At 56.6% G+C, this 14,141-nt stretch carries 12 protein-coding genes; 2 read left to right on the forward strand and 10 right to left on the reverse strand.

Going from position 1 to position 14,141, the window contains the following annotated elements; all coding sequences use genetic code 11:
• Positions 1 to 19 precede the first annotated feature (19 nt).
• Complete coding sequence (locus tag AB1L30_RS23845) at positions 20 to 1,462, reverse strand: aldehyde dehydrogenase family protein (protein ID WP_367016696.1); 1,443 nt, start codon at positions 1,460 to 1,462, stop codon at positions 20 to 22.
• Between the two features lie 336 nt (positions 1,463 to 1,798).
• Between AB1L30_RS23845 and AB1L30_RS23850 the strand changes: the two genes are divergently transcribed.
• Complete coding sequence (locus tag AB1L30_RS23850; RefSeq protein WP_367016698.1) at positions 1,799 to 2,911, forward strand: hypothetical protein; 1,113 nt, start codon at positions 1,799 to 1,801, stop codon at positions 2,909 to 2,911.
• A 126-nt stretch (positions 2,912 to 3,037) separates the two neighbouring features.
• On the opposite strand, the gene AB1L30_RS23855 is transcribed toward AB1L30_RS23850, so the two are convergent.
• The gene (locus tag AB1L30_RS23855) at positions 3,038 to 3,289 is read right to left on the reverse strand and encodes a hypothetical protein (RefSeq protein WP_367016700.1); all 252 of its coding nucleotides are present in this window, start codon (positions 3,287 to 3,289) and stop codon (positions 3,038 to 3,040) included.
• A gap of 2 nt (positions 3,290 to 3,291) precedes the next feature.
• Entirely contained in the window at positions 3,292 to 3,912 is a 621-nt protein-coding gene (locus AB1L30_RS23860) for a sigma-70 family RNA polymerase sigma factor (protein WP_367016702.1), read from the reverse strand.
• A gap of 190 nt (positions 3,913 to 4,102) precedes the next feature.
• On the opposite strand from AB1L30_RS23860, the gene AB1L30_RS23865 reads away from it, so the two are divergent.
• Positions 4,103 to 5,536, forward strand: a complete 1,434-nt coding sequence (locus AB1L30_RS23865; RefSeq protein WP_367016704.1) for a hypothetical protein — start codon at positions 4,103 to 4,105, stop codon at positions 5,534 to 5,536.
• A gap of 3 nt (positions 5,537 to 5,539) precedes the next feature.
• Here AB1L30_RS23865 and AB1L30_RS23870 read toward each other — a convergent pair whose 3' ends face one another.
• The 7 genes from AB1L30_RS23870 to AB1L30_RS23900 form a co-directional block, all read right to left on the reverse strand.
• Positions 5,540 to 6,589, reverse strand: a complete 1,050-nt coding sequence (locus tag AB1L30_RS23870; RefSeq protein WP_367016706.1) for a tetratricopeptide repeat protein — start codon at positions 6,587 to 6,589, stop codon at positions 5,540 to 5,542.
• Between the two features lie 215 nt (positions 6,590 to 6,804).
• Complete coding sequence (locus AB1L30_RS23875) at positions 6,805 to 7,335, reverse strand: hypothetical protein (protein ID WP_367016708.1); 531 nt, start codon at positions 7,333 to 7,335, stop codon at positions 6,805 to 6,807.
• Positions 7,336 to 7,495: 160 nt separating this feature from the next.
• The gene (locus AB1L30_RS23880) at positions 7,496 to 8,464 is read right to left on the reverse strand and encodes a type II secretion system F family protein (RefSeq protein WP_367016710.1); all 969 of its coding nucleotides are present in this window, start codon (positions 8,462 to 8,464) and stop codon (positions 7,496 to 7,498) included.
• A 7-nt stretch (positions 8,465 to 8,471) separates the two neighbouring features.
• Entirely contained in the window at positions 8,472 to 9,437 is a 966-nt protein-coding gene (locus AB1L30_RS23885; RefSeq protein WP_345093283.1) for a type II secretion system F family protein, read from the reverse strand.
• Between the two features lie 26 nt (positions 9,438 to 9,463).
• Entirely contained in the window at positions 9,464 to 10,783 is a 1,320-nt protein-coding gene (locus AB1L30_RS23890; RefSeq protein ID WP_345093286.1) for a CpaF family protein, read from the reverse strand.
• A 312-nt stretch (positions 10,784 to 11,095) separates the two neighbouring features.
• Positions 11,096 to 12,343, reverse strand: a complete 1,248-nt coding sequence (locus AB1L30_RS23895; RefSeq protein ID WP_367016712.1) for an AAA family ATPase — start codon at positions 12,341 to 12,343, stop codon at positions 11,096 to 11,098.
• A gap of 96 nt (positions 12,344 to 12,439) precedes the next feature.
• Complete coding sequence (locus AB1L30_RS23900) at positions 12,440 to 14,083, reverse strand: pilus assembly protein N-terminal domain-containing protein (protein ID WP_367016714.1); 1,644 nt, start codon at positions 14,081 to 14,083, stop codon at positions 12,440 to 12,442.
• Positions 14,084 to 14,141 lie beyond the last annotated feature (58 nt).

A 14,141-nucleotide genomic window follows, 5' to 3' on the forward strand; every position in this document is an offset into this window, starting at 1 on the left:
AGCCATGCGATGCCCTGAATCAAGAGACTTCCGGAACGCTGCGAATCACAAGATTCCGAATTTCTGACATCTCGTGCATCGCAAACCGGACTCCTTCGCGGCCGATGCCACTTTCTTTCATGCCGCCGTAAGGCATATGGTCGACGCGCCACGAAGGGACATCGCCGATGATCACCCCGCCGACATCCATCGTGTCCCACGCCTTCATGATCTTCTGAATGTCGCGGGTGAAGATACCGACCTGGAGCCCGAAGTCGCTATCGTTGGCTTGCTCGAGTGCTTCGTCGAAGGTGTTGAACTTGCTGATCACGGCCAATGGACCGAAGACTTCTTTCGCACAGACAGGCTGGTCCTTTGGCACGTCCGCCAACAAGGTCGGCTCGACGAAGATGCCATCTCGTTTACCGCCAGCCAGCAATTTGGCACCGGCCGAGATCGCCGACTCGGTCCACTCGGCGATACGTTCGGCATCGGCCGGGGAGATGATCGGCCCCACGAACGTTTCCTCGTCGCGAGGATCGCCGGTCTTGAGCGTCGCCACCTTCTGGCAAAGCAGTTCGACCATCTTGTCGTAGACCTTGGTGTGAATCAGGATTCGCTGCACGCTCACACAGCTTTGCCCCGATTGGTAGAACGCCCCGAAGACGATTCGCTGCACGGCATCTTCCAGGTTCGTATCTTCGTCAACGATACAGGCCGCGTTGCCCCCCAGTTCCAGCGTGACTTTCTTCTTGCCGGCCCGAGCCTTCAACTTCCAGCCAACATCCTGCGACCCGGTAAAACTAAGCTTTTTCAGCCGATCGTCGGTCACCAACAGGTCAGCTGCTTCGCGATTGGCTGGCAGGATCGAGAACGCCCCTTCCGGCAAATCGGTCTCGGCCAAGACTTCGCCGACCAGCAAAGCTCCGATCGGCGTTTTGCTGGCTGGCTTCAGCACGAAAGGGCAACCGACCGCCAGCGCCGGGGCGACCTTATGAGCCACCAGGTTCAGTGGAAAATTGAACGGCGTGATAAAAGCACATGGTCCAATGGGCACTCGCTTCCACATGCCGCGGTAGCCGGCGGCACGGGAACTGATATCGAGCGGCATGACCTCGCCCACCATCCGCGTCGCTTCTTCCGCCGCGACGCGAAAGGTATCGATCAAGCGCGTCACTTCGCCGCGGCTATCGCGGATGGGCTTGCCAGCTTCCACGCACAATGCCTCGGCGAGTTCCTCCGATCGCTCTTCAAATCGAGCGACGCAGTGCTGGAGCACTTCCTGCCGTTTGTAGGACGGAAGCTGAGCCATCGGCCCGGCAGCTTGCGAGGCGGCTTCAATCGCCTTGTCCATCGCGGCGGCATCGGCCAAGGGGACCTTGGTGGCTTCCTTTTGCAGGTATTTGTCTTCGACCGAAAGATCGGTGTTGGCTTGGTACGGCTTGTTGGCAAGATAGGCGGAATAAGTTGGTTGAATTGTCATGTCGCGTCCTCTCGATCGAATCCTCAGGCGAACAGAAAACCTGGCGATGTCATCCTACGCCAGATGTATCGTCGAGGAAGCTTGAGGAATGAAGAAACACGCAATCTGGAGGGCTTTTGTATTTGACCTTCGGGGGTGTCCGGCGTTATGATCGTGACACCCCTATCGGGCTATAGATCAAGGTTCGCTGTATTGATATCGCGAGCCCCTGCAGCAACAACACCACTAAGTGGCCCGATAAGCGTAGTGTTTTCTCTGGTTTTATCCTATACAGTGGCGCCGCGCACTGACTTTGCGACGGCGAGTTGAAGCGTCACCCAAGACGGGAGCTCATCCATGTCCGCCAGCCGATTTGCAGCGAGCCTGCTGCTCGTAGGATTGGTCGTATCATTTCTGAACGCCGCTGAAGTTCGCACTTGGACGAACAACAAAGGCCAAACCCTGACGGGCTCCCTTGTCGAAGTGACCGATGATGGCCACGTGAAGATTGATTGCGATGGCAAGGTTTATACGCTCGCCGTCGATGTTTTCACCGACGTCGATCAAGAGTACATCAAGAACCACAAGGACGACGATGCCTCTTCTTCGTCGTCGTCACGAACACGTCGTAGAAGCGACCTGACTTCGTTCCGTACCTGGACCAGTTCGACCGGGATGGAAATCCGCGCGAAGTTCGTTCGTATCCACGAAGGCAAGATTATCTTGCTGCAAGGTCGCAAGTCGCACCACGTGACGTTCTATGAACTGAGCGAAGAAGACCAGAAGTACCTGAAAGAAGAGATGGAGGCCCGTGGCGAGTCCGACCTGCTGGCCACGACGATGGTGCAGACCAATGGCGGTGGCGCCTCCGGTCCTGGCGGCGAATCGAACCCAATTGCCAGTGGTGGCGGCATGAGTCCTCCCGGCATGATGGGCAACCAGGGTCCTCCGTCGATCTACGCTCCGCCAAAGAGCGACGACTTCGCCAAGATGCAGCAAGAGATGCATGAGAAGAATCGGCAAGAGATCGCTCGGGTCGAAGAAGAGAATCGTCGTCGGGCAGAAGAAGCTCAGCGTCAACAACAAGAACAAGCCCGTCAGCAGCAGGAAGCGGCAACTCGTCGCCAGCAGGAACGTGAACGCGCCGCCCAAGAGCAAGTTGCTCGGCAAGAACAGCGCATGCAAGAGATGATGCGCGGACCAGAGCTGGTCGAGTACAAGTACTGCACCAACTGTAACGCAACGCTGCCAGACAACGTTGGCGCTGGCGACAACTGTCCCAGCTGCGGTGTTTACTTTGCTGGCGAACAAGATCGGTTCGGCAACACCACCAAAACGGCTCCGTCGTCCTCTTCCTTCAGTGGTGGCAGCTTCCGTTTTCGTCCTGGCGTGCTGTTCAGCATCATCGGTGCGATCATCGGCGGAATCGTGGGTGCGGTTCGCTGGATGTTCAGCAGCAACAACAACTAAGCAAGCGGGAAAGCCGAGCGGAAAGTGGGCAGAGAATAGAGACTCTGCCTGCGGGACCTTCGTCCAAGAGACGCCAATCGGCAACCAACAGAAACCAACCTGGCGGGGTGACGGAAACGTGCCCCGCTATTTCTTTTTACGAGCCTCGAGAATGGCTTGAATCAACGGCTCGGGCACGGACGCCGGGACTTCGTCCTCGGCAAACTCTTTGCAGCACGACACCCCCAGACGGATCGCCGTGCGGTAGTTTTCCAGGTAGTGCTCACAACACGGACAGCGCGTGAGGTGCGTTTTCATCACGCACATCACGTCGTCAGGCAAATTACCTTCGAGGTAATCGCCCATGAATTCGTAGAGTTCCTTGCAGGTCAATTTCATCGTTAGTATCCGTCATTCATGTGCGGATCCAACAGCGTTTTAAGGGCTTGGCGGGCACGGTGCAGCCGCGTCTTGACGGCTGAGACACTCATATTCAATCGCGACGCGGTTTCATCGGTACTTAATTGTTCGATGTCGCGAAGCAGCAAAACGGTTCGATAAGTTTCAGGTAATTGTTCAATTTGCTCACGAACCAGGTCGCGGGTTTCCCGACTTTGCACGGCCGTATCAAAAGTGACCGCCCAGGCAGGCTCTACCCGATCGCGGTGTCCGTCGTTGACAAAGTGAGGTAACAAGTCCTCGACCGGCTTTTCGGGTTTCCGCTTTCGCGTTCGCAGTTTCATCAGACAGGCATTCACCACAATCCGATGTAACCAGGTCGACAGTTTCGAGTTTCCCTCGAAATCGGCAATTGCTTTAAAAGCCGACAGGAACGCGTCTTGAACCGCGTCCTGAGCATCTTGGTCTTGCCCCAAGAATCGTTTCGCGACGACAAGCATGCGACCACTGTACGCTCGAACGAGGTATTCGTACGCGTCGTCGTCCTGGCGGCGAAGAGCATCGATAAGATCCTCTTCGGTTTTCCAGGCACTTGTCGGCAGTTCTGATCCAGTGCTGTCCATAATCGCCAAAATTACCAGATGCGGTGCACGTCGTCTACGAGCGATTATTGTTGCCACATTCCGCGCAACACGCGACCCCGGACACCCGTCGGGACTTGAATTGTTCCAACCAGGGTGCCACCATGAATGAAAAGTCGGGCATGGCAAACAGAGGGAACGATTTGCTCACTCCAGGGGGTGTCATCAAACAGTGCGATTTCTTACATCGGTATTTGCCATAGCCCTGGCTCTCTTCGCTCCCAGCGCTGCCCGCCTGGTGATGGCTGCTAATCTGCAGTTTTCGATCGGCCATGCCGACATCACCCCAGTCGTCGAGGGACGTCCAGCCGTCTGGATGGCTGGCTATTATCACGGCCGCGCCGCCACGGGGGTCCACGATCCGCTCTTCGCTCGTGCCATGATGTTGTCGGACGGCAAACAGAAGATTGCCCTGGTCAGCCTGGATGTCGTTGGATGGTCGTATCCCTCCACGGTGAAAATCCGTGAGCAGTTGCCGGAAATCGACTATGTAATCATCTGCAGCACGCACAACCACGAAGGCCCCGACACGATTGGCATCTGGGGCGAATCCCCCATCAAGCGTGGTTCCGACGATCGCTACAACGCGCGGATCGAGTCGACCGTGGTCGGACTTGTCCAGCAGCTCAACACCCAACTTCAACCAGTCACCGCCGAGTACGCCAAGATCGATCGGCCCGACCTGATTCAAGACAACCGCTTGCCAGAAGTGCTCGATCCTACGCTTCGGGTGCTTCGCTTCCGCTCGACCATCGATCACTCGTATGTCGGCCTGCTGGTTCAAGGAACGAGCCATCCTGAATCGCTCGGCCCGAAGAACACGTTGATCACGGCCGACTTTCCTGGCTATACGATCCAGCGACTGGAAGAGCACTTCGATTGCCCGACCGTCTACGTCAGTGGTGCGATTGGTGGCTTGCTCGCTCCGCCAGAAGAAGGCGTCTTCAATCGCCAGGGCGTCGCCGAAGAACTCGGTACGTTCGCTTACGCGCAAACCTACGGCCAGATGATCGCCGATGCGTTGGCCACCGCGCTGGAAAGCAGCCAGCCGATTGAACTGGCTCCCTTCGACATCGTGCGGCAAGAGATCGCGATCCCGATCGACAACCCGCTCTATCGGCTCGCACGGTCGTTGAACGTGATTCGACGCGTCAGCTACGAGTGGACTGGTCGACCTGAATCGTGGGGACAGCAAGTCACACGCGAGTATCGCCCCGAACGTGCCGCGGCAATCACGGAAGTCGCCGTCATTCGCTTGGGCGAGTTGTATCTGCTTTCGATTCCGGGCGAGCTTTACCCGGAACTGGTGACCGGACAAATACCGAATCCGGCGGAAGAACACGCCGACTTCCCCGACGCCCCCATCGAGCCGCACATCGCGGCCATGGTAAACGAAAAGCCCTACATACTGCTGGGCCTATCGAATGACGAGATCGGCTATATCTTGCCGAAGCGGCAATGGGATCGAGATCCCCCGTACGCCTATGGTCGGGGGCTGCCACAATATGGCGAGATCAACAGCTGCAGCCCTGATGTTGGGCCGATCATCATGGGGACCTTGGCACGCTTATGGAAGCAAGCCGAGGCCGCCCAGGCCAAGCCCTAGTCGCTAGTTCACTGGTGGCAACAAGCGAGGTGGTTCCAATTCCGGAGCCGGTGGAATCTTCGAAGATTCGTTAGGCGTCGAAACCGGCGACGTCCGATTCATCGGCTGATCGCTGATGAACATCGTGTTCGGCGATTGCTGAGGCCCCCGAGCCGGGACAGCGGCTGGCATCTGCGAAGCATTTTGAATCCGGGCCAGCATATCTTCGGCCTGCTTCAGCTTTGGGTCGATCTGCAGGGCGGCTTGAAACTGCTGAGCGGCTCCCTGTTGATCTCCCTTGCGGAACAACAAATAACCCAAGTTGTAGTGCCCAGCCGATTTGCCATGGGCATACACCAACTGCGACAACGCTTCATCGGTTCGGCCCGCATCGACCAGCACCATTGCCAGGTTGTTGCGATACCGAGGATCTTCCGGAGCGAGCGTGGTCGCTTTATGGAAGTGAGCCATCGCGTCGTCCTTTTGCCCCATGCGTGCCAGGCACAGCCCAAGGTCGTTCTGAACGACGGCGTCTTTCGGATGCTCTTTTTCGGCCTTCTGGTACATCACCAGGGCGTCCTTCAATCGCTGGTTGCGATGCAGCAGGCGAGCATAGCTCACCAGTGCCAGGCGATTGCTGGGGAACTTTTCCAGACAAAGCTTGTACTGGCGTTCAGCTCCTTCAAAGTTGCCCGAGTTTTCCATCATGCGGGCACCGCTGAGATAGACGTCGGCACCAATTTCCGAAGGCATGTTGGACAGACGAATCGGATCGTCGTCTGCGCTTGGCTCCCGTGGCTCAGAGCTGAAGAAACCGGAGATCGAATCTCCTGCCTTCTTGAAAGCAGAGCTGATCCCACCACTTTCTTCTTTTTCGCCCGTGAATTGAATCAGACGGAGCTCACTCGATTCCGAGTTGCTCGCCGCGACAGCCTTCATCTGGTTGATGGGCTTTGGCCGATCGGCAGCATCCAGCACGATTGGTGCCAGAAGCAAGCCCTGGATGGCCAGGCCGGTGCAGATCAGTTCGCGGCTGTATTGGACGAATGCGCGTTTTAGGGTCAGGTTTTGCATCGATCCCTTGCAGGGCCCCGCAGGGCCATTGCCTCCATGCACTGGTTTGGGTTCGGCCGCCGGCCCCTCCGCTAGCAAAAGAGGAGCCCGCAATGAATAGTATTTCCTATCATTGCATCGGCATTTTTCGCAGGCCACTCAAGCGTTTTGCGCGAACCATTCGCGCAACCCTCCTTCAGGGCCTGGTCGAACTTGGCTATCAGCAGGGAACCGAACTATTGATCGGTGAATGCTGGCAGACGTGGAGCTGGGATCGACGAGCGTTCGCGACGGTAGATTTCGTCGATGTATTCAGCCGAACGACCGACGGGCTGCTGCGGGCTGACGTAGACCTCGGTGACATCCGGCGTACCAAACATGTTGGTCAGGCTGGCCTGGACCGTCTTGATACGGGCTTCCGTTTCTTCCTGGCTCAAACCCTGCATGACGTAGACAGCACGGCGGCCTTCCGGGCCCATGACAATCTGGCGAACCTTCAGCTTTCCGGAAGACGTCAAATCGCCGGTGCTGGCGTCAAAGTAGTGATCGCTCAGCGTGTTCTGCAAGCGGATGCCAGCAGCGGTCATCGCCGAGTAATAATTGTTGACCGAAGCACGGTCGGCTTCCACGAACGGAGATGGCCAGCACTTGTTGCGAGCGTAGTCGAGGTGGACTCGATCCCAAAAATCGTTCCATCCTGCCTGGCTAACCGAGCAGAACAACAGGGTTGCCAGAATAGATTGTGTAAAGAGGGTGCCGATCTTCATGCGTGGCCGCCTTCCATGGGATTATCGCAAGTCCGTGCGCCGGTGCTGACCTGTGGCGCGGTGTATCGTTCAGAGCTTGCATCGGCCATCGTTCGGCCAGGTCAACAGTAACGAGGACCTGGCCGTTACGACACGTAGAACCGGTAAACTTTCCACAATCTTACGAGTTGGCAGCCATCATTGGCAGCATCTCGCGGACCACCGTGATAGCAGCCGGTCCGACCAGCACCACGAAGATGCCAGGGAAGATGAAGAACACCAGCGGGAAGATCATTTTCACCGCGGTCTTGGCGGCCTTTTCTTCGGCGATCTGACGGCGACGGGTACGCATGGCATCGCTCTGCACGCGAAGTGCCTGGGCGATACTCGAACCGAACTTGTCGGCCTGAATCAGAATCGCGGCGAGCGATCGCAGGTCTTCGACACCGGTACGCGAACCAAGTTCGTGCAGCACGTCAACGCGAGCACGGCCCATCTGCAACTGGAAGTTACACATGCCGAACTCTTCAGCGATGACGCGATAGGTCTTCTTCATTTCTTCCGCCACGCGACGCATCGCCTGGTCGAGACCAAGACCTGCTTCGACACAGACGACCATCAAGTCGAGAGCGTCTGGCAGACCGCGGAAGATCTGTTCTTTTCGGCTCTTGCCGAGGTACCACAGCCCGATGTCTGGCAGATAGAAGAACCCGCCCAGCACGATCGCTGCCTTCAAGATACCGAACAACGAGAAGTCGCCCAGCACAAAGAAGGTACCACCACCCAAGAGCAAGCCGAGCATCAGACCGGCAAACTTCAGACCGAGGAACGTCGTTGGAGCGGTCTCGCCACGGAAGCCGGCGTGCGAAAGCTTGTCTTTCAGCGCGTTGGCATCTTTGGCGTTGGTTGGTTGCAGTGGCTTGGCCAACGCAGGCGAGGCCTTTTCCAGGACCTTACCCAGCGCGGTGGTTTTACCACCTTTCTCGCCACGACCGCTGCGTTGGTAAGGATCTTTGATCCCGTCCAAGCGGTCTTCAGCGCGGCTTTTGTCTTTGAGGAAAATGTCGGCCAGAAAATAGATTCCAGCTGCGAACAAGCCAAAGACGGCGACGGCGATGATCAATACGCCATTAGTTCCAGATTCAAACATGGCTCGGTTACACCTTGATATCGATAATCTTTTGAATCACCCAGGCCCCAATCAACTGCATGACAATCGCACCGGCCAACATCTTCTGGCCCAGAGGGTCGGTGAACAGCGTCATCACGTAGTTGGCATTCAGGTACCACATCACGGCGAACAATGCTGGAGGCATACCCAACAGCACGATACCCGAGATACGGCCTTCCCCGGTGAGGGCCTGAATCTGACCGAACAATTCCATGCGCTGACGCACCAGTCGGCCAATCTTGTCGAGAATTTCGGCGAGGTCACCACCCGTCTGTCGTTGCAGAATCACGGCGGTACCGAAGAACTTAAGGTCGAGGTTCGGGACGCGATCGGTCATATCGAGGATCGCTTCTTCCAGCGGCACACCCAGGTTCTGCGACTCGAACACCTTGCGGAACTCGCCGCCGATCGGATCGAGCATTTCTTCGCTCACCAGGTGAAAACCAGCACCCAGACTATGACCCGCACGCAAAGCACGTGCGATCAATTCCAGGGCGTCCGGCAATTGCTGACCAAACTTATTGAGTCGCTTGTTGCGAACCCACCAGACATAGAGAAACGGAATCGCCGCACAGATGACCGCCAGGACAGGTCCAACGTAAAATGGCATTCCCAGCAAAAATGGGATCACCGCGGCACCGCCTGCCAGGCCGGCAGTCAGCATGATGAAGTTCGAGACCGACGTATCCATGGCGGCCTGATCGAGCAACAATCGCAGATTGATGTAACGTGCGATGTACTCTTCCAGAGCACCACTATCTGCGTCGACATTGCGGCTGAGGATGCCTCCCTGCTGCTCTCCTTTGCCCGGCTCGTTTTTGCTTTTGCCGGTCAGGATTTCGAGACGATTCTCGATATCGGGATTCGAGTCTCCACGAAACAGAATCGCTACGGCGCCTACCAGGGTGGCAACACCTACGAATACCGTAATGAGTACTACTAGCGTCAACATGATCGCTTCTCTAAGTGGATTAGTTTCTAGTCATCAAGCATCACACGTTCACGGAACGCACTCGCTGGCAGACGAACACCAGCCGATTCCAGTCGTTCCATGAAGTTCGGACGAACACCGGTCGAAATGAATCGACCACGAGCGCGTCCGGTTTCGTCGATACCCGATTGTTCGTATCGATAGACGTCCTGCATCACGACCGTTTCCTGCTCCATCCCGATCACTTCGGTGATGTGCGTGACACGGCGAGGACCACCTTGCAGACGGTTGGCCTGGATGATCAAGTCGACAGCACTCGAAATCTGCTGACGCATGGCCTTCACAGGCAGGTCAAACCCCGACATCGAAATCAGGGTTTCAATACGCGAGATAGCGTCGCGTGGTGTATTGGAGTGGATCGTGGTCATCGAACCTTCGTGACCGGTGTTCATGGCCTGAAGCATGTCGAGCGTTTCGGCACCACGACACTCACCGATGATGATTCGTTCCGGACGCATACGCAGGGCATTCTTCACCAGGTCGGTCGCGGTCACGCCACCCTTCCCTTCCACGTTCGGTGGACGGGTTTCGAGGCGGACAACGTGTTCCTGTTGCAGTTGAAGTTCCGCCGCGTCTTCGATCGTGACGATACGTTCAGCACCGCTGATGAAGCTCGAGAGTGTATTGAGCAGCGTCGTCTTACCAGAACCGGTACCGCCCGAGATGATGATGTTCAAGCGGGCTTTGATCGCACCTTCGAGCAGCATCACCATTTCAGGCGTGAAGGCTTTGTAGTTCAGCAGGTCTTCCAGTTTCAGCGGGTTCGAGCCAAAACGACGAATGGAAACTGCGGCACCGTCGAGAGCTAACGGCGGAATGATGGCATTGAAACGCGAGCCGTCTGGCAGGCGGGCATCGACCATCGGACAGGTTTCGTCCACACGGCGGCCCACCTTGGATACGATACGGTCGATGATTTGCAGCAAGTGTTCGTTGTCGCGGAACTTGACGCTACTCAGTTCCAGCTTGCCACCCTTTTCGCAATAGATCTGATGAGGACCGTTGATCAGAATATCGCTGATCCCATGGTCCTTCAGCAGAAGCTCGAGTGGGCCCAGGCCAAACGTTTCGTCGAGAACTTCTTCAATCAGACGTTCACGTTCGGTTCGATTGAGGAGAGTTTCTTCCGTATCGCACAGATGTTCCACCACCAGGCGGATCTCGCGACGCAGGACTTCCCCTTCCAGCTCACCAATCTTGGACAGGTCGAGCTTATCCACGAGCTTGCCGTGGATCTTCCGCTTAAGATTTTCGAATTCCGCTTGTTTCGAGTTGCTCGCTTTGGGATCCGTTGCCGCCGTCCGCATGTTTCGATTCCTTCGCAAACTGAAGTGCTGCCGTTGACGCCCTTTTGACCGTTTCGTGTCACGTCAGGTAGCTAGTGCAACCGGTATGGTCCCACCGCGCGAAGAGCTTGGCGGCGCATTGGTTGGACGGAGCTACCCAAGGAGACAGGAACCGTGCCGATTAAGGGCTTTGGAACGGTCCCCCAAAACATAGCTCACGTAGAGTTGCGCGAGAGGAAGGAAGTTTCGAAATTGGCAAACCGCACGGAATGTGCGGTCGCTACAACCTTCGCGGATTGAACTAGATAATCCACGAGCTTTGATGCGGCGGCTTTAAGCGTCCGCCGATGCTTCCGATTCTTCGGCTTTTCCGGCCTTGTCTGCCTTTGACGACAAGAAGCCAAACCAGCGTCCCAAGCCTGACTTGCCGCCGGCATTCTTCTTCGAGCCATCGCCCGAGAGTGCTTCGGCCAAACCGACCAGGGCTTGCGTGATGCCGGCGCGTGGGGCCTGTTCGATCAACGGAACGCCGTTGTTACGAACTTCGACCATGATTCGGTATTCGTTCGGGATCTGCCAATAGATCTCGCTGCCGATCGTTTCCTGAGCTTTCTTCAGGCTGATCTCGCCGTTGTCGAGGCCGACGCGATTCACGATCACGCGGGTCTTTTCTTTCAGCCCGTCGATCTCGCTGAAGCTCATCATCAGACGCACCACGTTACGCAAACATGGCAAGTCGAGCTGAATCGTCATCAGGTTGACGTTTGCTTCTTTCATCGCCAGCATGTCGAGCGCCGAGTATGCCTTCGACGTATCGATGATCAAGTGCGTGAAGGTCGCCTTCATCAAACCGATCACGCGGGACAAGTCGTCCGGGCTAATCGGAGCTTCTTCCTGCAATTGAACCGGGCGAGGAAGCAGATACAAGCCACTGCTGTGCCGCGTCAGCGACCGCTTCAACAGATTGAAGTCGAGACGCTTGATGTTCTGGGCAACGTCCAGCAGGGTGTAATCAGGAATCGTATCGAGGAAGACATCGCTGTCTCCCAGCGCCAGATCGAGGTCGATCAGCGCGACGTTGTTTTGTTCTTGGGCGGCCAGAATGCATCCGAGATTGACCGCGAGGCTGGTCGAACCAACACCACCGGTCGCACCGCAGACGGTGATCACCTTGCAGCCGCGGCTCTTCGAGTCCCCTTTGCCGAAGCGATGATGACCGATACGCTCCAGAGCGCTGACCAGGTCTTCGATCACCAGCGGTTGGGTTAGAAATTCTTTGGCACCTGCCCGCATCGCTTTGAGGATCAACTGACCATCGGTCGAACCACTGATGACCAGGATGCTGCATTCAGGCGTGCTCTCGTTGACTTCACGAATCAGGCGAATCGCCTTTTCTGGATCGGAGTCAATCGCGACGATGCCGATGTCTGGGTTGGTCTGACCAACGACATCAGCGAAGAACTCGTATCGCGAGCACTCCGCTTCCAGCCAGACAATGTCCATGCCTAGCAGTGTCGATTTTAACGATTCTCGCGATGAGTCTTTCGGATCGACCAGGGCGACTCGTAATACATTGCTCATAGCGATTCGTACTTTCCTAACTCGACAGATGACACCTGGATAAGAATTCCCCTATTGGGTTTAGGGGAATTCTAGTACGCAAATGTCGGCCCCGTTTTAAAAATCGAGCGTATCGTAGCCCGAAGGTCCGATCATGGCCGGCATTGGTCCCGAAGAAGCGACCGGAGCAGGCTTTTGTACCGACGAGGGGCGGACGCCGGGATTGGTTTGAATCGAGACGGGCTGCATTCGCGGCCCAGAAGGGGTATGCACGCCCTTCATCTCGGTGCTGGTTTCAAAGGCTGGGCCTTGATTCATGGCCGGCGTTGGAACTTCCATCAGAGGAGCACCCTGTTCGATGACTTCCCCTTCGATGATCGAAGGACCGCTTGGACCGATCATGCCACCGCCGTAAGCACCGCCTGGGACGCAGTTCGGCACTTCCATGTAACCTCGCCAGTACAGCTCGGTATCATTGAGCGGACCGGAAGCGGTACCAGGCTTTTCGCATGGCTCTTCGTCGGCGTTCAGCGGAGCAACCAGTTCTGGCGTGACCACGAACAACAGTTCCACTTCGTTGCGTCGGTCTTGGACGCGACGGAAAGCGGCACCAGCCCAAGGAATGTCAGCCAGGTAAGGAATACCGCGGTTTTCCGTTTCGATCTTGTCCTGGATCAGACCAGCCAGAGCGAACGTTTGACCTGCCTGCATTTCGACGGCCGTATCGACCCAGCGAGTACGGAAACCTGGCGTGCCGTTGACCGAAACGCTGGAGTCGACTTCGCTGACCAGTGGGCGAACTTCCAGGCGGATGTTGCCGTTGCCCAGGACGATTGGCACAACGTCGACGCGGGTACCGAACTCTTTGAATTCGATCGACGTGGTACCGAGACCGGACGAAACCTGGATCGGAACTTCACCACCAGACAGGAAGCTGGCAGGACGACCGCTCATGGCGTTCAAAGTTGGTTCCGAAAGCAACTTGGCCAGGTTGTTCTGACGCAGAGCTTCGATGAATCCGAAGAATGCCGTGTTGTTGCCCACCACACCGAAGGTAACCGTGTCGGCACCCGTCGTGGCGATCGTCTGGCTCGACTGGGTGACGCTGTTGATGATACCGCTGACGCTCGAGACAACGAAGTCGTTGCCGCTGAAGGCTGCGAAGTCAAAGCCAACCGTACGCAGCTTGGTACGCGAGACTTCGTAGACCTTCACCTTCAGCATGACCTGCTGGACACCACCGACCGTGATGTTGTTGATCACTTTCGGGTAGTAGTCTTGAGCCATTTCCACGATGCGGCTGATCGCGTCTGGGCGATCGACGAAACCAGACAGCACCACGCTGCTCGCCAGGGGACGAACCTTAATGGTGGCGTTCGGGAATTCGCTTTCCAGAAGCATCTGTAGTTCGCGACCGTCGCCAATGACGACGACGTCGACCGTGAAGATGCTGCCGTCATCGGCCCACAGATTGACCTGGGTAACACCCGGCTTCAGGGCCGAGACCTGAATTTTGTTGGGGGCCAACGGCGTCAACCGAAGGAGGTCAGGGTTGTTGACCTGAGCCTTCGGAATCTTGTTGTCCAGGGTAAAGATGCGGCTCGAATTGACGATCATCTCCAACCGCTGATTCGGTGCGGCTACCTGGAAGTTGACGCCTGGGGCCTCGTTTTGAGCTTGAACGGCTCCGCACCAGGCGGTCAGCGCGATCATAGCTGCAGTCGTGACAAGTTGTCGCGCGAAGCGGTACTTGGTAATCATCCGTGATCTTCCTTGCGCCGAAATTATGACTTCCCAATCCGTGGAAAATCTAAATTGG

Source organism: Bremerella sp. JC817, assembly GCF_040718835.1.
GTDB lineage: Bacteria > Planctomycetota > Planctomycetia > Pirellulales > Pirellulaceae > Bremerella.